The 22129-nt window shown below is 41.1% G+C and carries 21 protein-coding genes, 2 tRNA genes, 3 rRNA genes and 1 riboswitch; all 26 genes read left to right on the forward strand.

Annotated elements, in window-relative coordinates:
* Position 1 precedes the first annotated feature (1 nt).
* The 26 genes from ACNJYY_RS01965 (at position 2) to ACNJYY_RS02090 (ending at position 21932) form a co-directional block, all read left to right on the forward strand.
* Positions 2-1117: an AAA family ATPase gene (locus ACNJYY_RS01965; RefSeq protein ID WP_416730344.1), complete on the forward strand. Its 1116-nt coding sequence runs from the start codon at positions 2-4 to the stop codon at positions 1115-1117.
* Positions 1118-1128: 11 nt separating this feature from the next.
* Complete coding sequence (locus ACNJYY_RS01970; RefSeq protein WP_416730345.1) at positions 1129-2466, forward strand: CpaF family protein; 1338 nt, start codon at positions 1129-1131, stop codon at positions 2464-2466.
* Positions 2463-3395, forward strand: a complete 933-nt coding sequence (locus ACNJYY_RS01975) for a type II secretion system F family protein (protein ID WP_416730346.1) — start codon at positions 2463-2465, stop codon at positions 3393-3395. The genes ACNJYY_RS01970 and ACNJYY_RS01975 overlap by 4 nt, the downstream gene beginning before the upstream one ends.
* Before the next feature lie 3 nt (positions 3396-3398).
* Positions 3399-4337 (forward strand): type II secretion system F family protein, encoded by a 939-nt coding sequence (locus ACNJYY_RS01980; RefSeq protein ID WP_416730347.1) that lies wholly within the window; start codon positions 3399-3401, stop codon positions 4335-4337.
* Positions 4338-4366: 29 nt separating this feature from the next.
* Positions 4367-4585: a hypothetical protein gene (locus ACNJYY_RS01985; protein ID WP_416730348.1), complete on the forward strand. Its 219-nt coding sequence runs from the start codon at positions 4367-4369 to the stop codon at positions 4583-4585.
* Between the two features lie 21 nt (positions 4586-4606).
* Positions 4607-4999 carry a TadE/TadG family type IV pilus assembly protein gene (locus tag ACNJYY_RS01990; protein WP_416730349.1) on the forward strand — a complete coding sequence of 131 codons (393 nt, stop codon included), beginning with the start codon at positions 4607-4609 and terminating at the stop codon, positions 4997-4999.
* A complete protein-coding gene (locus ACNJYY_RS01995) occupies positions 4992-5708 on the forward strand; it encodes a pilus assembly protein TadG-related protein (RefSeq protein ID WP_416730350.1) in 717 nt (238 codons plus the stop codon). Before ACNJYY_RS01990 ends, ACNJYY_RS01995 begins: the two co-directional genes overlap by 8 nt.
* A gap of 12 nt (positions 5709-5720) precedes the next feature.
* On the forward strand, positions 5721-7169 hold the full coding sequence (locus tag ACNJYY_RS02000) for a hypothetical protein (RefSeq protein ID WP_416730351.1): 1449 nt from the start codon (positions 5721-5723) through the stop codon (positions 7167-7169).
* A gap of 19 nt (positions 7170-7188) precedes the next feature.
* Positions 7189-7476, forward strand: coding sequence for a hypothetical protein (locus ACNJYY_RS02005; protein WP_416730352.1), 288 nt, complete (start codon positions 7189-7191; stop codon positions 7474-7476).
* A gap of 31 nt (positions 7477-7507) precedes the next feature.
* The gene (locus ACNJYY_RS02010; RefSeq protein ID WP_416730353.1) at positions 7508-7915 is read left to right on the forward strand and encodes an RDD family protein; all 408 of its coding nucleotides are present in this window, start codon (positions 7508-7510) and stop codon (positions 7913-7915) included.
* Between the two features lie 21 nt (positions 7916-7936).
* Complete coding sequence (locus ACNJYY_RS02015) at positions 7937-9232, forward strand: vWA domain-containing protein (protein ID WP_416730354.1); 1296 nt, start codon at positions 7937-7939, stop codon at positions 9230-9232.
* A 100-nt stretch (positions 9233-9332) separates the two neighbouring features.
* On the forward strand, positions 9333-9536 hold the full coding sequence (locus ACNJYY_RS02020) for a hypothetical protein (RefSeq protein WP_416730355.1): 204 nt from the start codon (positions 9333-9335) through the stop codon (positions 9534-9536).
* Between the two features lie 132 nt (positions 9537-9668).
* Complete coding sequence (locus ACNJYY_RS02025; protein WP_416730356.1) at positions 9669-9830, forward strand: hypothetical protein; 162 nt, start codon at positions 9669-9671, stop codon at positions 9828-9830.
* 133 nt (positions 9831-9963) lie between these two features.
* Positions 9964-10242, forward strand: a complete 279-nt coding sequence (locus tag ACNJYY_RS02030) for a hypothetical protein (protein ID WP_416730357.1) — start codon at positions 9964-9966, stop codon at positions 10240-10242.
* Between the two features lie 108 nt (positions 10243-10350).
* Positions 10351-12024 carry a transglutaminase domain-containing protein gene (locus ACNJYY_RS02035; RefSeq protein ID WP_416730358.1) on the forward strand — a complete coding sequence of 558 codons (1674 nt, stop codon included), beginning with the start codon at positions 10351-10353 and terminating at the stop codon, positions 12022-12024.
* 21 nt (positions 12025-12045) lie between these two features.
* Positions 12046-12255 (forward strand): hypothetical protein, encoded by a 210-nt coding sequence (locus ACNJYY_RS02040; RefSeq protein ID WP_416730359.1) that lies wholly within the window; start codon positions 12046-12048, stop codon positions 12253-12255.
* A 20-nt stretch (positions 12256-12275) separates the two neighbouring features.
* Complete coding sequence (locus ACNJYY_RS02045) at positions 12276-13157, forward strand: VWA domain-containing protein (RefSeq protein ID WP_416730360.1); 882 nt, start codon at positions 12276-12278, stop codon at positions 13155-13157.
* 149 nt (positions 13158-13306) lie between these two features.
* Positions 13307-13621, forward strand: a complete 315-nt coding sequence (locus ACNJYY_RS02050) for a hypothetical protein (RefSeq protein WP_416730361.1) — start codon at positions 13307-13309, stop codon at positions 13619-13621.
* Positions 13622-13722: 101 nt separating this feature from the next.
* A complete protein-coding gene (locus tag ACNJYY_RS02055) occupies positions 13723-15156 on the forward strand; it encodes a nicotinate phosphoribosyltransferase (protein ID WP_416730362.1) in 1434 nt (477 codons plus the stop codon).
* Positions 15157-15466: 310 nt separating this feature from the next.
* Positions 15467-17017, forward strand: a 16S ribosomal RNA gene (locus ACNJYY_RS02060).
* Between the two features lie 88 nt (positions 17018-17105).
* Positions 17106-17182 (forward strand) — tRNA-Ile (locus tag ACNJYY_RS02065).
* 26 nt (positions 17183-17208) lie between these two features.
* A tRNA-Ala gene (locus tag ACNJYY_RS02070) sits at positions 17209-17284 on the forward strand.
* 137 nt (positions 17285-17421) lie between these two features.
* Positions 17422-20357, forward strand: a 23S ribosomal RNA gene (locus ACNJYY_RS02075).
* Positions 20358-20445: 88 nt separating this feature from the next.
* Positions 20446-20561 (forward strand): 5S ribosomal RNA (gene rrf, locus ACNJYY_RS02080).
* The 16S, 23S and 5S rRNA genes sit together here with 2 tRNA genes alongside, the layout of an rRNA operon.
* A 636-nt stretch (positions 20562-21197) precedes the next feature.
* Positions 21198-21725: a DUF2179 domain-containing protein gene (locus tag ACNJYY_RS02085; RefSeq protein ID WP_066390813.1), complete on the forward strand. Its 528-nt coding sequence runs from the start codon at positions 21198-21200 to the stop codon at positions 21723-21725.
* Positions 21726-21728: 3 nt separating this feature from the next.
* A complete protein-coding gene (locus tag ACNJYY_RS02090) occupies positions 21729-21932 on the forward strand; it encodes an NETI motif-containing protein (RefSeq protein ID WP_379675285.1) in 204 nt (67 codons plus the stop codon).
* Positions 21933-22015: 83 nt separating this feature from the next.
* Positions 22016-22118, forward strand: a riboswitch (purine riboswitch).
* Positions 22119-22129 lie beyond the last annotated feature (11 nt).

A 22129-nucleotide genomic window follows, 5' to 3' on the forward strand; every position in this document is an offset into this window, starting at 1 on the left:
TATGGACGTACATAAAGTTTTAATTGTTTCTAAAAATGAAGTATATATAAATACTCTAAAACCAATCATTGAAGAAAATAAACTACAGGTAGATGTAATTGGTGAGTGGAGTGGGACAAACCTGGATATAAATCAGTACTCTATCCTATTTATTGATCACCAATCCCTCAAATCATTTGAATCGTTTAAAAATCAGAATAAGTTAATTGTTATTGGTTTATTAAATGAGAAATCATTTGAACTCGGTCGAAAATGGATGCTCGCAAATGCTACAGATGTAATTATTCTTCCTGAAGAAGAACAGCGGGTTCAAAAAGTACTTGATACTGCAAAAGAAAAAATCAGCTTGCTTCAATCCTTAGATAAACAAGAAAGCAATGGTAAAGCGTATGCTTTCTATAGCAGTAAAGGTGGAAGTGGAAAAACCTTACTTTCAGCAGCGGTTGGACAGGGACTACAAATTTTTGATGACAGCAACGTAGTTGTAATTGACTTAAACGCTCAATTTGGTGGACTTGATACAATACTAGGTATTGATCATAAAAGGTCATACTATGATCTTCAACCAGTAATAGAAGAAATGAATATTAGGCATATAGAAAATATTGCATATAAGGACGAACGTACTGGCAATGTAATAGTATTGGGTCCCCAAGACCTTGCAAAAGCAGAAGAAGTAACGACTGAACTTATCGTGAAATTAATTCGTATTTGTAAAGAGCATTATGATTATGTCCTGCTCGATATTCCATCGTACTTTAATCACGTTACCTATACCGCTTTAGGAGAAGCAGATCATATTTATTACGTACTTACACCAGATAGTATGGGATTAAGAGGATTTAAAAACACGGAAGATTCCTTCGCGCGTTTTCAGCTTGGATTAAGAAATAACGTTTCTATCCTGTTAAATAGAGTCCATGCTAAAAATGAATTATCTAAAAAAGATATAGATGATATGGTTTCAAGACCAATTGTAAGCGAAATTAGAGCGGACTTTTTTAACCTTCAGCCACATGTCAATATTGGAAAACCATTTTTTACAGCAAAGAAAGAAAAGCACTCTTCCAAAGCTCTAAAGGATATTAAAAAATTTGTTACGAGCATGGTAAAGTGAGGTGATATTAAATGGGTTCTTGGATTAAAGATATTACTGCAAAATCACCTTTAATTCCTAATTCTGATTGGGATGTGAATGATAGTCAGTTAGACCAACTTGTAAGACATTATAAAGCTCGAATTATTAAGGAGGCAAACCTCGAATCCATAACGATTCTGCCAGCACAGGAACGAAAGCAAACCATAGAGCGATTAGTTACACAGATGATTCAAGAGGAACGTGTTATTATTCCTCAATATGAAATGGACCAAATTGTTACACAAATTATAAATGAATCTGTAGGGTATGGTCCGTTAGAAGCTTTACTAGAGGATGATTCTATAACAGAAATTATGGTTAATGGTCCGCATGAGGTTTTTATCGAAAGAAAAGGGCGCTTAGAGAAGACGCCGATACGTTTTAAAGATGAAAAGCATATTCGACATATTATAGATCGAATTATTGCTCCACTTGGAAGACGAATTGATGAAAGTTCTCCGATGGTAGATGCAAGGCTTCATGATGGAAGTCGTGTAAATGCAGTTATTCCGCCAGTCAGTCTTGAAGGTTCAGTTATGTCAATTCGTAAGTTTAATAAAATTCCATTTACCCTTCAAGACCTTCAGGGGTTTGAATCCTTTTCTGAAAATATGGGTGAGTTTTTACAGGCAGCTGTTAAAGCAAAGTGTAATATTCTCGTTTCTGGTGGTACAGGAAGTGGTAAGACTACGCTATTAAATGTGTTGTCAGGCTCTATTCCGCAAGGTGAACGAATTATTACTATAGAAGATATGGCAGAATTACGGTTCTATCATGCAAACCTTGTAAAAATGGAAGCGAGGCCTGAAAATATGGAGGGCAAAGGTGAGATAACAATTCGCCAACTAGTACGAAATGCCCTTCGTATGAGACCAGATCGTATCATCGTTGGTGAGGTGCGTGGCTCAGAAGCGATAGATATGCTTCAAGCTATGAATACAGGTCATGAAGGTTCTTTAACTACAGTCCATGCTAATACACCAAAAGACGCATTGGGAAGATTAGAAGCAATGGTTATCATGTCTGGCTTACCACTTACAGTTGATGTTATTAGAAGTTATTTTGTGGGTGCTTTAGATCTAATTGTTCAAACTAATCGTCAAATCGATGGGAAGCGGAAGATTGTTAGTATTGCTGAGATTAAAGAGGAAGATGGAAAAATTAAAGTCCTTGATATCTTTAAATTTTTTCAAGAAGGTGTAGATTCTAAAGGCGAAGTGATTGGATATTTTGCTCCTACAGGGTATATTCCAGAAGCTTATAAACGAATGAAACAATTTGGGATATCTACTATTAAAGAAAACCTATTCAAGGAGGGGGCTAAATGATCCTTGCATGGGTAGCATTAAGTTTAGCAATCTTCTCATTTTTCTTGGCAATTTATTATATTAAAAGAAGCTCTAATAATAAACAGGTAAAAAAGCATGTTGAGAGTTGGTTTGTTAAAGAAAAAAAGAAAGAGCGAAGCAGTTTTATTATAGGAATAGGTGATAAATACGATCATTCTGATCTGGCAGAAGAGCTATCAAAAAAACTTGTTCAAGCTCATATTCCTTTAAAAGCATCTGAGTATGCTGGAATCTGTATTATGCTCTTCTTTATTCTCTGGTTTGTTAACCATTTTATTTTAAGTCTCGTTTTTCCACTTGATGCATCGATTGCTTATTTCATTATTTGGCTGGGATCAAAATTTTTATTAAAATCTCGGCAAAATAAGCGGAGTGAAAACTTTAATAAACAGCTTCCCAATATATGCCGAATGATGAGTAATTCTGTTAAAGCAGGTTTAACTATTCCACAAGGAATTGAAATGATTGCTCAGGAAGTTAAAGCACCTGCAGGGCCTGAATTTAAAAAAATTGACCAGCAGCTTAGTCTTGGGGATGATTTTGAAGAAGTCATGATGAGACTTAGAGATCGATTTGATAGCAAGGAACTTCATATCTTTGTTTCTACTTTACTCATTCAGAGAAAGGTAGGAGGCAATTTAGCCGAAGTTTTGAGTTTAATGGCTCAAACTTTAGAAGAACGAGCTCGAGTAAGCAAAGAAATAGATACTGTTACCGCCGAAGCAAAGTTCATTTCTTATATCTTGCCTGTAATGCCGATTATGATGGCTATGATGATGAACCTATTTATTCCTGGATTTCTTAATCCTCTGTTTACGCCATTTGGGTTAATACTTTTAGCCGTTTTTCTAGGAATGCAGTTTATCGCTTTCTTGCTTATTAAGAAGATTACCAGGATTAGGGTGTAAGCTATGGGTCAAATATTAGGTTTATTCTCAGTATTAATGACATTTTTCATTTTACTATTTATTTTAATCGGTTTTGTATATTTGTATTTATACATTATTAAAAAAGATAACTTAATCAAACACCTGCATTTAAGAGAAAAAAAGAAACGGAAGAAACGTACCTTTAAGGACAGTATGATAAGTCCGCTTTTGAGGGCTGCTAAATATGCTGAGCCTACCGCCAAAAAATATCCATTTTTTGCGAATGAAGAACAGGATGCTCTATTTTTAACAAGAGCTGGAAACCCATTAGATCTTACATTGGGTCAGTTCTATGGAATGCGTTTTGTTCTTGGACTAGGCGCTCTATTCTTTAGTTCTATATATTCCATTTTAGGTATGCCTTTTGCATTATTAGTGTTGCTGGTTTTTCCGATTGCTGGATTTTTAGGGCCGCAGCTTTGGTTGCGGATGAAAGCTAAAGAAAGACAAGAATCAATAAGTGTTTCTATGCCTGATTTTCTTGATACTGTGAGTGTTACGCTTCAAGCAGGTGTTAGTCTGGATGGAGCCTTAAAACAAGTCACTAATCAAATGGATGGCCCTTTGAGTGAAGAGATTGAACGTTTTAACTATGAGATAGATTTAGGTGTAACTAGAAAACTAGCTTATAAGAATTTAATATCTCGCAATTCTTCAAAAGAACTTGAAATGCTTGTTAATTCGCTCATTCAAGGATCAGTACTGGGGGTTCCTGTATCTCAAACATTTCGTATTCAAGCCGATGATTTGAGAGCTATGAGGGGATTCAAGGCAAAGGAAAAAGCAGCAAAAGCAAGTCCTCAAATAACACTTGTAACAACATTTTTTGTGGCACCTGCTGTTTTTTTCTTAATCATAGGGCTATTGCTGTTAAATATTATATACAATCCAGGGGCATTTGGATTAGATAGCTTCTTTTAAAATAAAAATAAAAATAGGGAGAGATTTATATGTTTACAAAATTATATGTCAAAACAGTTAGTGCTTGGGAAAATGTTACAGGGAAGGTTCAAAATGAAAGAGGTGCACAGGCGTTAGAATGGATTGCACTTGGTATGTTAGTGTTAGCGATTATGGCAGCAATAGCTACTGCTTTTAAGGGTGACACGTCAGTAGGTACGGCAGTTAAAAACCAATTAATTAAGTTGATTAATGGGATTGGCGGTTAAACCGAGTCTCTGGGGTGAAATATGAGACAGATAAAAAAATACATTAGAAATGAAAGAGGGTCACAGCTAATAGAATTTTTAGCTGTGTTCCCTATGATTATATTTGCATTGTTATTTATATGGCAAGTTGCTTTAGTAGCCTATGCCGTTGTCGTTTCAGAAGCAGCAGCTAGAGATGGTGCAAGAGTTGCTTCCGTTGAAGGAGATTTTGAAACAGCTGTAGAAAGCTCAGCTTACGGATTAGATCTTCAGAGTGTTTCAAGTTCTACCGGTGATTCCAGTTATGGTAAAAGTGTAACCGTTACAGTAGTAGCAAAAGTTCCAACTGTATCAGTTCCCTTTTTAGGAAAGATTGATTACGACTTAAAAGCTGATGCAACCATGCCAATGGAGGAGGATGAAACTGATGAATAGTAACTACTTGAAAAGTGAAAAAGGAAGTACCCTTTTAGTAGTTATGGGTTTGCTTATGGCAGCGATTTTCATCAGTTTCATCTTTTTTGATTTTTTTACGACATTTGCTGCAAAACGAGTAGGTCAAACTTCTGCTGATGCCGCTGCGCTTGCTGCTGCTGAAGAAGCAAAACAGATCTATGATAAAGAGCTCAAAGAGCAAATTAAAGAACGCTTAGATAAGCTTAAAGAGGAACAAGCAGAAGAAGAAGAAGAAGAAAGCAAAGGAGATGAACCTCAGGAAGATGAGGGCATTTCTACTCCTCTGCCTGAAATAGGTGATGTTCTCTTTGGAAAAGAAATGCCGCCTGGAGTGGAAAAATGGATAAATGGAAGTATTGTAGATCTTGATTCTCTTAATTTAAACGAGGCTTTAAAATATTTATTTGAACAGGATGAGATTAATAAGATTAGTTGTGGGTCTATAGATGATGCTTTCCCGAAAATTGAAGAGGCAGCACGTCATTATGCAAAACTCAATGGTGCAGAAGATGACATCGAAGTAGAATTTCCATATGAAGGTGAATTTAAAGTATATGTGAAAGTAAAGAAAAAGGCAGAATTTGTTACCGTTGATGAAAATATGTTTTCAGGTGATGAGAATATGGTGAGAGCAGAAGCTGCAGTTAATATTGCTACACCAAAAGGGCTTGAAATTAGCTGTGATTAAGGGGGAGACTATATGACCCAGAAACTATCGTTATTTGCTATCATTTTATGTTTATTATTCTCAATGGTAAGTGTGTCCCCTGCCTCAGCCGGGGGTCTTGATTATGATAAAAGTCAGATAAAGCCCACCGAAATGCAAGCCAAAGACACAGGGAGTTTTTGGGATTTTTTACCTTTTGATTTCGGAGATGGTTTAAAGGATACATTAAAGAAAATTGAAAAGTTCTTTAAACCCGTTATCAAAGCTTTAGGTGATGCTATCGATTGGGCAGCGAATGGAATTAAGGGTATTGGAGATTGGTGGAATTCACTTGATGATTGGACAAAAGATCTCATTTATACAATACTTGCTGTTGTAGCGGTGGTTGCCGTTGCTGTTGTAGCGTTTGTACTTCTACCATTTGTAGGTGTAGCGTTGTTGGTAGGTGCTATTATCGGAGCCATTGTTGCAGGTGCTTTCTATTTCTGGAAGTACGGTGGTACTGATGCATTCGGCTGGGGTGTACTTGCTTGGGTGTTTGGTGGAGCAGCCCTAGGTGCTTTAGGAGGATGGTTATACAGCATAGGTGCTGTTGGCGCAATGGCTGGAATTTTACGTACCGGCTTAGCAAGAGGATTAACTGGCATTTTAAACGGTATGCGAACCTTTGGCGGTTGGTTAGGTCAAGGAATGCGCTATGTTGGAAGAGGTATGCGTACTTTTGGTGGATGGTTGGGTCAAGGAATGCGAACCTTTGGAGGTTGGCTAGGTCATGGATTCCGGGCAAGTATAAGGTATCTTCGTTCATTTACCGGATGGATAGGTCAAGGTGCCAGAAGATTTGGTAGCTTTATCGGTAGAAATGCAATGCGATTTGGCCGATGGGCAGGTGTCAAAGGTAGATTAGCTATTACAGCAATAGGCAGGTTTTACGGTGGTTGGGGTGTTTTCTTGAAAGCAGTTGGTATCGGAGCACTGGTTTCCCTTGGGCTCGACCTTATTGACTACTTTGCATTTAATGAACCATTAAATATTGGTGATACTTTACGAAATATGGCTATTAATGGATTGGTTGCAGGGATAGGAGGACCTATTGCAGGAAAGTTAAAAATAGCTTTCACATCAAAAAGTTGGATGAAGCTTACTGGTTGGGGAGGGCTTAGCACTGCTTTGGGGGCAGGTGCTTATGGACTTGGGGAATTCTTAGATGGAAGTTTTACGCCAGAAGATTTAATAGTAGGAGGTATAGGAGGTCTAATTGCATTGCCTGGTTCTACGGCGATTGCGAATGCGCTTAATGATTTTGCTGAGCCGATTACACAGCCAATGGGTAATCTTATTAACTCTGTAACTGCAGATGTATATTATTGGAACGATACCAAATCCCATCCAGATAATAATTTAAAAAATATATATAATAAAGGGTTAGAAAAATTTACTGAATTTCACCAATCTATAATAAATCTATATAAAAGACCATAAAACTAGGAGGGCGTTCTAAATGAAAAAGAAAGGAATTGATTGGTATTTTTGGGGTCCAGGTACTGCAATGGTGGTAATAGTTATGCTCCTTTTTACTCAATCTACAAAATTACCTAATGGTGAATTTATTTTTGCCAGAAATCCTTTTACTTATTTCCTATTGGGCCTAATGATTGTATGTATGATTCTCTTGATTTTCGGTAAGGTGAAAGAGAGCATGGGAGGTAAAATCAACGGTAAGACTGTTTTATATACTGCTATTGCAGTACCGATTGTAACTGTAGCAGTTTATTTTATTAATAACTAGAAATGGTCGGAATTAAGAAGGATGTGACATCATGGAATTACATCAACCTGCAGGATTTTGGAGGCGACTTGGTGCTATCCTAGTAGACGCGGGAGTAGGAGCAACCATTGGGTTCTTTATTGGTCCCATCTTTGACGATGAAACTTTATCCAGAATCGCAATTTGGTTATATGTAATGGCATATTACATCCTTGTTCCTGTTTATTGGAATGGCTACACGGTTGGAAAGCGTGTTACTGGTGTAAGAATTGTGCGAGTTGATGGTGAGAAACTTGGGTTTAAAAATACTATTCTTCGGATGCCCGTTACCCAAATTCTATATACAATTAGTTTTTTAACTTTGTATCTTGTAACAATCTTTATGATCATCTTTAGAGAAGATAAGAGAGCCATACATGATTTTGTTGCTGGAACTTATGTAACAACTGAGAAGCCATAAGAGCATTATAAGGAGGCATATATGAAAAGGTTCCTTTCGCTAGGAATAGTAATATTATCTTTACTTCTAATAACAGCTTGTTCCGATTCGGCTGCTACTAAAGATCAGGAGACTACTAAAGCAAAAGAGAAAAAAGAAAACGAAGCTAAATTTCCAAAAGCTGCAGAAAAACCAGAAGAAATGATGCTTGAAGGCCCGGGCAAACTCGCCAATGCTGATTTTTCAGAGCAAGCAATGAAAGAAGCGTTTAAGAAAATTCCTAACAAGTTAACTACAGAGGAAGCTTATGATGCTGTAATTCATTACTTAGCAGAAGATTATAAGGAAGACTATGAGTACTATAAGAATTTAAATACAACAATAGAAGTCCCAGGAAGTGATAAGCCAGGTGATGGTAAGACTCTGAATGTAAGTATTCTTCTTGATTCAAGTGGAAGTATGGCTGTAAAAATTGGTGGTAAAACCAAAATGGAGATTGCGAAGGAAGCTGTTCGTAATTATGCAAGTAAGTTGCCGCAAGGTTCTAATGTAATGTTGCGCGTTTACGGTCAAAAGGGAAGTAATGCTGACAGTGACAAAAAAGTTTCGTGTGAAAGCACTGAGGTTGTTTATGAACTGAATACATACAACGAAGGCGATTTTCAAAAAAGCTTAGATCAATTTAATCCGACAGGATGGACGCCGATTGCTGGTGCAATTAAAGCTGCACAAAATGATCTTGCGGGGCAAAATAATGCGGAAAATATAATATATGTCGTTAGTGATGGAGTAGAAACGTGTGATGGAGATCCAGTTGCTGCAGCAAAATTAATTGCTGAATCTCCTCAAAAAGCTCAAGTTAATGTTATTGGATTCGATGTAGATGGTAAAGGACAAAAATCACTGGAAGATATTGCTCGAGCAGGAGGAGGCAAGTATCAATCTGTTAACTCTGCTGCAGATTTTGATAGCTACTTACTAAAAGAAAAAAATAGATTGTGGCTAGAGTGGCAACAATGGGGTAGTGACAACTTTATAGAAGCTCAAAACATCGCCAGTGACAAGTTTATGGAAGTTCAAAATAGACATAGTGATGTTTTTAATAAAATTGTTGAAGAAAAACGCCGTTTGAATAAAGGAGTAAGAGTATTAAGTGAACTTAAGAAAGTTGAAAATGGTTTTGAAGTAGAAAAGCATATTAACAATCGATATAACACACTTGTAGATTATGACGATGACACATTTAAAACGCTACAAAATGAAATAGAAGATAACCGTGATGCATTACAGGAAGCAACTGAGAACAAACGTGATGAGGAACAAAGTAATCTGGATTGATTTAAAGAAAGAGATGGGGATTCCATCTCTTTCTTTTTGAATAAGTTTCAAACTGAACTTCACCTAAACAATATGAACTATTAATCAGGAGGACCTGAATATGTTGAATAGTGAAAAGAAATGGCGACGTTTCTATATGATGATGTACATCTTTATTTATGGTATTTATGTTCCTTATAATCTTTTCATGTGGTTAGGTGGAAATGAAGGGTTTCTGTATGCGATGTTAGGTATCGCTTTAGGTCTACCTATGATGAAGAAAAATCATTTGAACAGCATTCGTGAAAAGGAACAAAATATATAGATAGGTGATCACCATCAAAAATCAGAAACATTTACAAAGATACCCCGTATTAATTAAAGACCTATAGGATTTGCATAAGAGATGGAAATTCCATCTCTTTCTTTTTTACCATACAAGGAGCTATGTATTTTTATGAACAATAAAACGTGGAACGTTCTCCTCATTGTTGCATTAGGAATGATGCTTTTATCAGGAATAGGAGTTTATGTTATAGATCAACATCTACTGCCGTTGCCCTCAGAACAGAAGGATATCCTTACAATCTTTCTTGCTGTACTTTTCGGAATAGGATGATTGTACTTAGTTATCTATCGAGCAAGAATGGCCACTGAAAATAAATTTACTTTAAAAACATTACTATATCTACTGGTCTTTTTATTGATTATCTCAATCTTTTTATACCGGTAATCTTTATAGGAGGGGTGTTGTGGAAAAAATATTTTGGTATTCCTTTTTTGTTTTGTGTATAGACGTTATTCTCATATTTGTTTTTTTAGTAGAGAATACACCGAGTGGATTATTTATTCCTAATAAAACAGGTATCTATTACCCTATAACCATAGTAGCAATAATTTGCCTATATCTTATGGTGTATTCAAAGGTAAGAAGTAATAATATAGAGCTTTCAAAAGGAAGAGCGATGATTTGTGCAGCTATAATCCTTCCTTTAATAATGATAGCGGTTCATTACATCAATAACCGGTAAAAGGGTACTCAATGATTGCTAAACGGAAAGGTTAAATCAAAAGCCCTAAATTAAATCCTAGTTTTGTTGATGAATTTTAACATTAAAATAACGAAAGGAGAAACACCAATGAAAAACAATATTACCAGTTTTCTTCTGATGCTTATGGTTCTGGTACTTACCGCCTGCACATCAGACCAAAAACCTTCTGCTAAACCTGAACAAGAAGCTAAAAAAGACAAGTATACAACGCTTGCGGAAGAAGCGAACAATGAGGAAACATTAGAGAAACTAGAACTTCTTCCATACGCAGAAGAAGTGGAAGTGACGTTATCTAGCCCTAAGTACAAAGAGTTTGCGGCAAACTCGACTGTACTTATTAAAGGTAAAGCGAAAAAGTATAACAGTTTCAAGTCAGACCATGTATGGATAAAAGTGAGAAGTGATGAAGAAGGGCCGAATGGTCGAGAGTTCAGCTATTACGCTCCTTTAAAGGAAGGCAAGTTTGAACAAAAAGTACAGTTGTTTAATGGGAAGGGAAATTATTCTGTCAAAGTGAGTGTACCGAGCGATTCGGCTGAAGAATACTATTACGATATTGCCTCATTTGATGTAGAGAACGTAAACCCTAAGATCAAGAGAGATATTGCTTATACAAAGAACGCATTTCAATACGATTTAAAGTTAAAAAATTCCATAAATGGGTATATGGAAAGAGAAGGTTCTTTCGAGCTAACGGGTGACGTTGCTGATTCCAGTGTGGAGCAGCTTATGGTTGAGCTTAAGAAAGAAAGTGATTCTACTAAAATTATGGTTCAGGTTGAGGATGGAAAGTTTGCACAAAAAATCCCTCTTTATTATGGCGCGGGTGTTCATGAGGTACAGATCATGACGCCTAAAGAAGGATCGGCCGACTTTTTTACGGATGCGGCTCACTTATTTGTAAAGAATTTATCTAGTGAATCGTTTGAACCTGTGAAGTATTCCTCTGCTTATGAGGAAAAAGGCTTCAAACTTGAGTCGCCGGAAGTAGGCGGTGAAAAAGCGGATCTGACTTACAAGATTAAAGGAAGAATTGATCCTAAAGGTGAGGATGCGAACAAGACAAATGTCGTTTTCGTTCAGACAGAGAAAGACGAACTAAAAGCGATGTACGCAATTCCAGTTGAGAACAATAAGTTTGAGGGAGAGTTTTTCCTCCGTTTTGGACCAGGGAAGTACGATGTGTCCATAATGGCACCAGATTTTCAAAAAACGAACGGATATATGCAGTACTTTGTTGGTGTAGCAAATTTCACGGTTGAGAATACGAACACGAGTGATCAACGATTCACCTTACCATCTAGAGGTATTCAGTCGGATGCTCCTGAGATTAAGAAATTAGCAGCGCAACTAACAAAAAATAAAAAAACTGAAAAAGAAAAAGCACTAGCAGTATACGAGTATGTCGCAAAAAACGTGAGCTATGACGTAAACAAGCTAAACAATCGAACGTTTGAGTTTGATGACAGTGCGCTAAAAACGTTGGACGAAAAAGAAGGCGTTTGTCAGGACTTTGCGTATTTAGCGATCGCTCTATTACGTGCAAGTGGTATGGAAGCGCAGATGGTAACAGGGTTTGCTGGGCAGAATCATGCGTGGGTGGAGACGAAGGTCGACGGACGCTGGTTAACGATGGACCCAACATGGGGTTCAGGTTACCTACAGAACAACAAGTTCGTGCCAAAGTTCACGATGGAATACTTTGATCCAAAACCAACAGAGTTTCAGAAAACACATACGAAAAAAGAGATAGAGTTTTAATTTGAAAAAATGAGGTGCGGTATGTCCAAAAAAGAAAAACGATGGAGACGAGTTTATGTTCTTCTATATCTATTAATCTACGGACTTGTCGCACCTTTAAGTTTGATTCTCTTTTTCATAGGAGAAGAATCATTTCCGTTCTTTATTATTCCAGTGGTCCTGGCACTCCCAGCTATGAAGCAAAATCATATACAGAAGATAAGAGAAAAAGAAGGGCTGAGTAAATTGTGATTAAGAAAAAGGAGAGAAAAATGAATCGTTCAACTAGTGTAACGTCGTCTCTATTTCTATTATTTGTTCTTCTGCTAACCGCATGCTCATCCGAAAAATCAGCATCGGACACAGAACCAAAGAAAAAAGAACCGAAAAAAGAGACGGTTGAAAAAGCGCCTACTGATCCTGAGGAGATGGTGAAACAGGGTGCAGGTAAGTATAACGAAAAGGTAAAGGATCTTGAAGGTGATGCTCTTGAGCAAGAAATTAACAAAATCACAAAGAACTATCCTAAAGGTATGAAGAGTGAGGAAGCCTATAACCGAATCGTTGCTGGGTTCGCAGCCAATCATCAGCCGGGGTTTCAGGAGTTAGAGGACTTTGACATTTCGTTTGAAGAAGTAGAGGCGTATGAAAAATATAAAGAAGAAAGTGAAAACGGAGAGGAAAAGAAGGAAGGTCCTCTTAATGTTGCCATTCTTTTAGATGCAAGCGGTAGTATGGCAGGTAAGGTTTCGGGAACGGATAAGATGACGGCGGCAAAAGAAGCGTTGAAGAAGTTTGCAGGTGGATTGCCTGAGGACGCGAACGTCATGCTGCGCGTTTATGGACATAAAGGAAGCAACGATGATAAAGACAAGAAGGTTTCTTGTGAAAGTACGGAAGTTATGTACCCTTTAGGCGCATATAATGAAGGAACTTTCCAACAATCTCTCTCTAAATTTAAGCCAACTGGTTGGACACCGCTCGCAGCTTCTATTGAAGCAGCTGAAAAGGACCTTCAAGGGAAAGAAGGAAATAACGTCATTTACATCGTGAGTGATGGAATAGAGACATGTGACGGAAATCCTGTAGAAGCGGCGAAAAAGTTACACGAGTCGAACATCAAGGAGAAGTCAACATCATCGGATTTGATGTAGATAACGAAGGTCAGCAACAGCTAAAAGCAGTAGCAGAAGCGGGTGGAGGCGAATTCCAATCGGTTTCCTCTCAAAAAGAGTTGTTTGATGAAGTAGATTCTAACTGGTCGAAAGCGATGCACAATACACGAATAAATTGGGATTCTTCTATGGATATTAATGATATCAACTGGAGTAGTTCAAACAAGTTTATGGACCTCGGTAAAATTTACACAGACTCAGTTATTGATAGCATAAGAGATGAGCAGTCTCGATTCCAAGACGTAAAGATGAATCTGAGAGATCAGGCAAAACTTAAAGATGAAGAAATAAATAAGTTGGATGAACTGATACGGGAAAGAAATGAAAAACTCATGGAATATGCGAAAGAAAAACACGAGACTAAGAAGGAAGCTCTAACAGTAGAAAGAGATCGTGCTGTAAAGGTGATCCAAGATTATGCGGAGGAAGCTAGAACACAATAATATAATTTAGTGTTAGCCCGATATTCTTATCGGGCCTTTTACTATGTTTAACAACCACACAATTAGAGAAAAATGAATGGAGAGAAAGGCGGGACTCATACATGAGCTATGAAGATTTAGCATTACATACAGATAAGTATCAAATTAATATGATGTACGCCCATTGGAAAAACGGAACGCACAACCACATTCGCGTATTTGAAGCGTTCTTTCGAAAGAATCCGTTTAAAAGCGGTTATGCCGTATTCGCGGGACTTGAGCGGATCATTCGTTATTTGGAGCATCTTCATTTTACAGAGGAAGATATCGAATACTTAAGAACACAAGAAGAACATTATGAGGAACCTTTCTTGGAGGAGTTAAAGAACTTTAATTTTTCGGGAGAGTTATTCTCTGTAAAAGAAGGAACGGTCGTTTTTCCGAATGAGCCGCTAATTCGTATCAAATGTCGTGTGTTTGAAGCACACTTGTTAGAGACAGCGCTTCTTAATTTCATGAACTACCAGACCTTGATCGCAACGAAAGCAGCCCGCATTCGCTATGTCACTCCTGATGATCAATTGATGGAGTTTGGAACGCGCCGCGCTCAAGAAGCCGATGCCGCAATATGGGGTGCGCGTGCCGCATACATTGCAGGCTTTGATGCAACGTCAAATATGCGCGCCGGAAAACTATTTGGCATTCCGACAAAAGGAACGCATGCGCACGCGTGGGTTCAGGATCATGATTCAGAAGAAGAAGCGTTCGAACGATTTGTTGAAGCACTTCCCAATCAAAGCGTCCTGCTTGTAGATACGTATAATACATTAAAAAGTGGAATTCCTAACGCGATAGAAGTTGGGTTAAAGATGAAAGCAGCAGGTAAATCACTTAAAGGAATTCGTCTTGATAGCGGTGATCTCGCGTACCTATCTATTCAAGCTCGTAAAATGTTAGACAAAGCGGGCCTCACCGATGTCGAAATCGTAGCAAGTAACGACTTGGATGACGATGTGATCTCGGATCTAAAAGCACAAGGTGCAAAAATCACTTCCTGGGGAGTTGGTACGCAACTTATTACGGCATCTGATCAACCTGCACTCGGAGGCGTTTATAAGGTTGTCGCTAAATGGGAGGACGGAGAATTTGTACCCACGATTAAAATTTCATCTAATGTAGAGAAGATCACAACACCTGGATATAAAAAGGTCTACCGGATTATTAATTCAAAAGGAAAAGCGGAAGCGGATTACATAGCGATGGATGATGAGGTGCTTCCTGAAAAAGATTTAAAACTTTTTGATCCGGTGCACACATGCAAAAGCAAAGTAGTTTCTTCTTTTACTGCCGAAGAATTGCTGCAGCCTGTATATATAGAAGGAAAGCTAATATATGAACTTCCGAATCTAGAAGAAATTCGGCGCTATCATCAAGAACAGCTTGGTTTATTTTGGCCTCAGCACTTAAGAAGATTGAATCCCCAAGAGTATTTTGTCGATCTATCTGTTCGAGTATGGAAGACAAAAAACGATCTTTTAGAGAAGTATTCTTTATAGCGAGCAAACCTCTTTTCGACATGAAAAGAGGTTTTTTAATAAAATCTTTAAAAAAGCGTTGACGGTCGGCTGTATCGCTGATATAGTAATAAACGTTGTTGCTTTTCTTACATAACGTTCGACAAAAACAAACATAAACTTTTAAAAAAGTTGTTGCTTCGAAAGAAGATATGTGATAAGATAGTTTTTGTCGCTGCTTTAAGAGAGTAACGCGATAAAGAAAAAAGTTCTTTGAAAACTGAACAAAAGAAATAGGTAAGGAATTAAGAATTAATTCCGTCAGTTTTAAAACTAGAGCAAGACAAACACTTTTATGGAGAGTTTGATCCTGGCTCAGGATGAACGCTGGCGGCGTGCCTAATACATGCAAGTCGAGCGAATGATGAGGAGCTTGCTCCTCTGATTTAGCGGCGGACGGGTGAGTAACACGTGGGTAATCTGCCTGTAAGACGGGGATAACTCCGGGAAACCGGGGCTAATACCGGATAACAAGAGAAGAAGCATTTCTTCTTTTTGAAAGTCGGCCTCTCGCTGACACTTACAGATGAGCCCGCGGCGCATTAGCTAGTTGGTGAGGTAACGGCTCACCAAGGCGACGATGCGTAGCCGACCTGAGAGGGTGATCGGCCACACTGGGACTGAGACACGGCCCAGACTCCTACGGGAGGCAGCAGTAGGGAATCTTCGGCAATGGGCGAAAGCCTGACCGAGCAACGCCGCGTGAGCGATGAAGGCCTTCGGGTCGTAAAGCTCTGTTGTTAGAGAAGAACAAGTACGAGAGTAACTGCTCGTACCTTGACGGTACCTAACCAGAAAGCCACGGCTAACTACGTGCCAGCAGCCGCGGTAATACGTAGGTGGCAAGCGTTATCCGGAATTATTGGGCGTAAAGCGCGCGCAGGCGGTCTCTTAAGTCTGATGTGAAAGCCCACGGCTCAACCGTGGAGGGTCATTGGAAACTGGGAGACTTGAGTGCAGGAGAGAAAAGTGGAATTCCACGTGTAGCGGTGAAATGCGTAGAGATGTGGAGGAACACCAGTGGCGAAGGCGGCTTTTTGGCCTGTAACTGACGCTGAGGCGCGAAAGCGTGGGGAGCAAACAGGATTAGATACCCTGGTAGTCCACGCCGTAAACGATGAGTGCTAGGTGTTGGGGGGTTCCACCCTCAGTGCTGAAGTTAACACATTAAGCACTCCGCCTGGGGAGTACGACCGCAAGGTTGAAACTCAAAGGAATTGACGGGGGCCCGCACAAGCAGTGGAGCATGTGGTTTAATTCGAAGCAACGCGAAGAACCTTACCAGGTCTTGACATCCTTTGACCACTCTAGAGATAGAGCTTTCCCCTTCGGGGGACAAAGTGACAGGTGGTGCATGGTTGTCGTCAGCTCGTGTCGTGAGATGTTGGGTTAAGTCCCGCAACGAGCGCAACCCTTGACCTTAGTTGCCAGCATTCAGTTGGGCACTCTAAGGTGACTGCCGGTGACAAACCGGAGGAAGGTGGGGACGACGTCAAATCATCATGCCCCTTATGACCTGGGCTACACACGTGCTACAATGGATGATACAAAGGGTTGCGAAGCCGCGAGGCCAAGCCAATCCCAAAAAGTCATTCTCAGTTCGGATTGTAGGCTGCAACTCGCCTACATGAAGCCGGAATTGCTAGTAATCGCGGATCAGCATGCCGCGGTGAATACGTTCCCGGGCCTTGTACACACCGCCCGTCACACCACGAGAGTTTGTAACACCCGAAGTCGGTGGGGTAACCCTTTTGGGAGCCAGCCGCCGAAGGTGGGACAGATGATTGGGGTGAAGTCGTAACAAGGTAGCCGTATCGGAAGGTGCGGCTGGATCACCTCCTTTCTATGGAGATTATGAAACACCTTCGAGTGTTTCGTAAGTACACCTATTCTTCTTTTGTTCAGTTTTGAAGGAACTTAACTTCCTTTAGGGGCCTATAGCTCAGCTGGTTAGAGCGCACGCCTGATAAGCGTGAGGTCGATGGTTCGAGTCCATTTAGGCCCACCATTTTCATAAAATTTCATTCCCATTATGGGGCTTTAGCTCAGCTGGGAGAGCGCCTGCCTTGCACGCAGGAGGTCAGCGGTTCGATCCCGCTAAGCTCCACCATTGCACATCTTACGATGATGCATTTTTAAATTAATGTTCTTTGAAAACTAGATATCGACATCCAAACAATATGCAAGGCAGATAGATTTATCTAATCTGCGCCAAGCAAGAATCTTTGATGTGCAAACATCATATAAGGTTAAGCTAGAAAGGGCGCACGGTGGATGCCTTGGCACTAGGAGCCGAAGAAGGACGGGACGAACACCGATATGCCTCGGGGAGCTGTAAGTAAGCATTGATCCGGGGATTTCCGAATGGGGGAACCCACCATCCGTAATGGGATGGTATCCATATCTGAATACATAGGGTATGAGAAGGCAGACCCGGGGAACTGAAACATCTAAGTACCCGGAGGAAGAGAAAGCAAATGCGATTTCCTGAGTAGCGGCGAGCGAAACGGAATCAGCCCAAACCAGAGAGCTTGCTCTCTGGGGTTGTAGGACACTCTATACGGAGTTACAAAGGAACGAAGTAGGTGAAGTGGTCTGGAAAGGCCAGCCGAAGAAGGTAACAGCCCTGTAGCTGAAACTTCGTTCCCTCCTGAGTGGATCCTGAGTACGGCGGGACACGTGAAACCCCGTCGGAATCCGGGAGGACCATCTCCCAAGGCTAAATACTCCCTAGTGACCGATAGTGAACCAGTACCGTGAGGGAAAGGTGAAAAGCACCCCGGAAGGGGAGTGAAACAGATCCTGAAACCGTGTGCCTACAAGTAGTCGGAGCCCATTAACGGGTGACGGCGTGCCTTTTGTAGAATGAACCGGCGAGTTACGATCCCGTGCAAGGTTAAGTTGATAAGACGGAGCCGCAGCGAAAGCGAGTCTGAATAGGGCGACATAGTACGTGGTCGTAGACCCGAAACCGTGTGATCTACCCATGTCCAGGGTGAAGTTCAGGTAACACTGAATGGAGGCCCGAACCCACGCACGTTGAAAAGTGCGGGGATGAGGTGTGGGTAGGGGTGAAATGCCAATCGAACACGGAGATAGCTGGTTCTCCCCGAAATAGCTTTAGGGCTAGCCTCGCGGCAAGATTCCTGGAGGTAGAGCACTGATTGGACTAGGGGCCCCCACAGGGTTACCGAATTCAGTCAAACTCCGAATGCCAGAGAATTATCCGCGGGAGTCAGACTGCGAGTGATAAGATCCGTAGTCAAAAGGGAAACAGCCCAGACCATCAGCTAAGGTCCCAAAGTATACGTTAAGTGGCAAAGGATGTGGAGTTGCCCAGACAACCAGGATGTTGGCTTAGAAGCAGCCACCATTTAAAGAGTGCGTAATAGCTCACTGGTCGAGTGACTCTGCGCCGAAAATGTAACGGGGCTAAACGTATCACCGAAGCTATGGCTTGTACCGTATGGTACAGGGGTAGGGGAGCGTTCGAAGTGCAGCGAAGTCAGACCGGAAGGACTGGTGGAGCGCTTTGAAGTGAGAATGCCGGTATGAGTAGCGAAAGACAAGTGAGAATCTTGTCCATCGAAAGCCTAAGGTTTCCTGAGGAAGGCTCGTCCGCTCAGGGTTAGTCGGGGCCTAAGCCGAGGCTGAAAAGCGTAGGCGATGGATAACAGGTTGATATTCCTGTACCACCTCCTTTCCGTTTGAACAATGGGGGGACGCAGTAAGGTAGGGTGAGCGCACTGATGGAATAGTGCGTCTAAGCAGTTAGGCTGTTGGGTAGGCAAATCCGCCCAACGTGAAGGCTGAGCTGTGATGGCGAGGGAAATTTTAGTACCGAAGTCCCTGATCCTACACTGCCAAGAAAAGCCTCTAGTGAGGAAAGAGGTGCCCGTACCGCAAACCGACACAGGTAGGCGAGGAGAGAATCCTAAGATGATCGGGAGAACTCTCGTTAAGGAACTCGGCAAAATGACCCCGTAACTTCGGGAGAAGGGGTGCTCTGATAGGGTTTATCGCCCGAGAGAGCCGCAGTGAATAGATCCAAGCGACTGTTTAGCAAAAACACAGGTCTCTGCGAAACCGCAAGGTGAAGTATAGGGGCTGACACCTGCCCGGTGCTGGAAGGTTAAGAGGAGGGGTTATCCTTACGGAGAAGCTCTGAATTGAAGCCCCAGTAAACGGCGGCCGTAACTATAACGGTCCTAAGGTAGCGAAATTCCTTGTCGGGTAAGTTCCGACCCGCACGAAAGGTGTAACGACTTGGATACTGTCTCAACGAGAGACCCGGTGAAATTATAGTACCTGTGAAGATGCAGGTTACCCGCGACAGGACGGAAAGACCCCATGGAGCTTTACTGCAACTTGATATTGGATTTTGGTACAGCTTGTACAGGATAGGTAGGAGCCTGAGAAGCCGGAGCGCCAGCTTCGGTGGAGGCGTCGGTGGGATACTACCCTGGCTGTATTGAAATTCTAACCTTGGACCGTAATCCGGTTCGGAGACAGTGTCAGGTGGGCAGTTTGACTGGGGCGGTCGCCTCCTAAACAGTAACGGAGGCGCCCAAAGGTTCCCTCAGAATGGTTGGAAATCATTCGCAGAGTGTAAAGGCACAAGGGAGCTTGACTGCGAGACCTACAAGTCGAGCAGGGACGAAAGTCGGGCTTAGTGATCCGGTGGTTCCGCATGGAAGGGCCATCGCTCAACGGATAAAAGCTACCCTGGGGATAACAGGCTTATCTCCCCCAAGAGTCCACATCGACGGGGAGGTTTGGCACCTCGATGTCGGCTCATCGCATCCTGGGGCTGAAGTAGGTCCCAAGGGTTGGGCTGTTCGCCCATTAAAGCGGTACGCGAGCTGGGTTCAGAACGTCGTGAGACAGTTCGGTCCCTATCCGTCGCGGGCGCAGGAAATTTGAGAGGAGCTGTCCTTAGTACGAGAGGACCGGGATGGACACACCGCTGGTGTACCAGTTGTTCCGCCAGGGGCATAGCTGGGTAGCTACGTGTGGACGGGATAAGTGCTGAAAGCATCTAAGCATGAAGCCCCCCTCAAGATGAGATTTCCCATCACGCAAGTGAGTAAGACCCCTTAGAGATGATGAGGTTGATAGGTCTGGTGTGGAAGCGTGGTGACACGTGGAGCTGACAGATACTAATCGGTCGAGGGCTTATCCTTAAAAAGCATAACGTTTGGAAACGTCGTATCTAGTTTTGAGAGAACATACTCTCTACAATTTAGAATCATGGTGAAAGTCATGGTTAGGTCTAGTGATGATGGCAAAGAGGTCACACCCGTTCCCATACCGAACACGGAAGTTAAGCTCTTTAGCGCCGATGGTAGTTGGGGGTTTCCCCCTGTTAGAGTAGGACGTCGCTAGGCAAAGAAGGTGGGACGAACTTTATGTTCGTTCCATCTTTTTTTTGTTTTTTATAAGATTAAAGTTACAAAGGATAATCTAACAATCCAATCAATCTATTTACTCAATAATATTAAAATAGTCTCAATATAGAGCTAAAAAGGCTTGTCGGAATTTAGCGAAATGCCTTTATTTTGTTTTTTAGACTTAATGGAGGTTCATTCCGACTTAATTCGCTCTCATTTCGACTTAATTTTGTGCGTTCAGACTTAATTAGACCACAGTGATACCCCACTCCGTATGTTTCGGAGATCCGTTTCAGCCCACGAACCCCCTCTCACAACCTTCAAAATAGGAAGAAGATGGTCGCAGCCATATTCAATAACACGATATTCTTCAGCAAAAGCAAAAAACCCCATTAAAAATGATTGCTAATACTCGTTATAGCGCGCAAACCGCAAAACCACCACCATCAAAACAAGAAAAAGGAGGTTTGGTGTTCACCAAACTTTCAATATACATACAAGAAGCACCCGCCAAACGTCCTACTAAACTCCCCGAAAAACGACAACTGTTTTTGCATCAATTCTCCAGTTTCCAACTTGTCCAAAAAGTGTTATCCTTAACGAAGTATTTTTCACCTTGGGAGGCTTGCCATCATGTTAGATAATGCGTTCGTCATGGTTGGGATCATTTTATTGATCAATATTGTATATGTATCGTTTTTTACGATCAGGATGATCCTGACGTTGAAAGGACAAAGGTACTTGGCTGCCTTTATTAGTGTGTTCGAGGTTATTATCTATGTGGTCGGCCTCGGGCTTGTTCTTGATAACTTAAATGAGATTCAAAACCTAATTGCATATGCGGTTGGTTATGGAATTGGTGTTTTAGTAGGAATGAAGATTGAAGAAAAGCTTGCACTTGGATATACTACTGTTAACGTAATTACGACAAATCTTGAAGGCGGCTTGCCGAACGAGCTTCGCAACAAAGGCTATGGGGTTACGAACTGGCTTGCAGAAGGTCGTGAAGGGCAGCGTTTGATGATGGAGATCTTAACATCACGTAAATCAGAAATGAACCTATATAATACGGTAAAGGATTTAGATCCGAAGGCGTTTATTATTTCACATGAGCCTAAAGCGTTTCATGGTGGATTTTGGGTTAAGGGTATCAGGAGGTAACAGATGGAGAAGAAACCTTCTAAAAAGAAGTTCGCTGTTGAAGCAGGAGAAACGATCTCGGATTGTCTGGATCGTATGGCCGATGAGGGCTATACACCGGTAAGACGTATGGAAGAGCCCGTTTTCTATGAAGTGAAACGAAACGGCAGAATGGAACCAGAAGTAAAGGAACAAAGAATTGTATTTGAAGGCAAACTCCTTCAATAATGACCAAAACACGAACATTAAATGTAATATACAACTTAATGTTCGATTTTTGTTGACAAAACAAAACAATCATTGCTACAATAAAACCAGAAGAATAAAGCCCTCATATAATTTCGGGGATATGGCCCGTAAGTCTCTACCTGATGACCGTTATTTCATCAGACTATGAGGGAAAGCATCTTTCTGTCTATTTTTAT

The organism is Fictibacillus tiangongensis (assembly GCF_048083785.1).
Taxonomy (GTDB): Bacteria; Bacillota; Bacilli; order Bacillales; family Fictibacillaceae; genus Fictibacillus.

Excerpts from the sequence above, each read along its gene's own strand:
- ACNJYY_RS01990 (WP_416730349.1), top strand. The coding sequence starts at position 4,607 with ATGAGACAGATAAAAAAATACATTAGAAATGAAAGAGGGTCACAGCTA.
- ACNJYY_RS01985 (WP_416730348.1), top strand. The coding sequence starts at position 4,367 with ATGTTTACAAAATTATATGTCAAAACAGTTAGTGCTTGGGAAAATGTT.
- ACNJYY_RS02000 (WP_416730351.1), top strand. The coding sequence starts at position 5,721 with ATGACCCAGAAACTATCGTTATTTGCTATCATTTTATGTTTATTATTC.
- ACNJYY_RS02015 (WP_416730354.1), top strand. The coding sequence starts at position 7,937 with ATGAAAAGGTTCCTTTCGCTAGGAATAGTAATATTATCTTTACTTCTA.
- ACNJYY_RS02045 (WP_416730360.1), top strand. The coding sequence starts at position 12,276 with ATGAATCGTTCAACTAGTGTAACGTCGTCTCTATTTCTATTATTTGTT.
- ACNJYY_RS01995 (WP_416730350.1), top strand. The coding sequence starts at position 4,992 with ATGAATAGTAACTACTTGAAAAGTGAAAAAGGAAGTACCCTTTTAGTA.
- ACNJYY_RS02035 (WP_416730358.1), top strand. The coding sequence starts at position 10,351 with ATGAAAAACAATATTACCAGTTTTCTTCTGATGCTTATGGTTCTGGTA.
- ACNJYY_RS02005 (WP_416730352.1), top strand. The coding sequence starts at position 7,189 with ATGAAAAAGAAAGGAATTGATTGGTATTTTTGGGGTCCAGGTACTGCA.
- ACNJYY_RS02020 (WP_416730355.1), top strand. The coding sequence starts at position 9,333 with ATGTTGAATAGTGAAAAGAAATGGCGACGTTTCTATATGATGATGTAC.
- ACNJYY_RS02055 (WP_416730362.1), top strand. The coding sequence starts at position 13,723 with ATGAGCTATGAAGATTTAGCATTACATACAGATAAGTATCAAATTAAT.
- ACNJYY_RS01975 (WP_416730346.1), top strand. The coding sequence starts at position 2,463 with ATGATCCTTGCATGGGTAGCATTAAGTTTAGCAATCTTCTCATTTTTC.
- ACNJYY_RS02085 (WP_066390813.1), top strand. The coding sequence starts at position 21,198 with ATGTTAGATAATGCGTTCGTCATGGTTGGGATCATTTTATTGATCAAT.
- ACNJYY_RS02040 (WP_416730359.1), top strand. The coding sequence starts at position 12,046 with ATGTCCAAAAAAGAAAAACGATGGAGACGAGTTTATGTTCTTCTATAT.
- ACNJYY_RS02010 (WP_416730353.1), top strand. The coding sequence starts at position 7,508 with ATGGAATTACATCAACCTGCAGGATTTTGGAGGCGACTTGGTGCTATC.
- ACNJYY_RS02025 (WP_416730356.1), top strand. The coding sequence starts at position 9,669 with ATGAACAATAAAACGTGGAACGTTCTCCTCATTGTTGCATTAGGAATG.
- ACNJYY_RS01980 (WP_416730347.1), top strand. The coding sequence starts at position 3,399 with ATGGGTCAAATATTAGGTTTATTCTCAGTATTAATGACATTTTTCATT.
- ACNJYY_RS01965 (WP_416730344.1), top strand. The coding sequence starts at position 2 with ATGGACGTACATAAAGTTTTAATTGTTTCTAAAAATGAAGTATATATA.
- ACNJYY_RS01970 (WP_416730345.1), top strand. The coding sequence starts at position 1,129 with ATGGGTTCTTGGATTAAAGATATTACTGCAAAATCACCTTTAATTCCT.
- ACNJYY_RS02090 (WP_379675285.1), top strand. The coding sequence starts at position 21,729 with ATGGAGAAGAAACCTTCTAAAAAGAAGTTCGCTGTTGAAGCAGGAGAA.
- ACNJYY_RS02050 (WP_416730361.1), top strand. The coding sequence starts at position 13,307 with ATGGATATTAATGATATCAACTGGAGTAGTTCAAACAAGTTTATGGAC.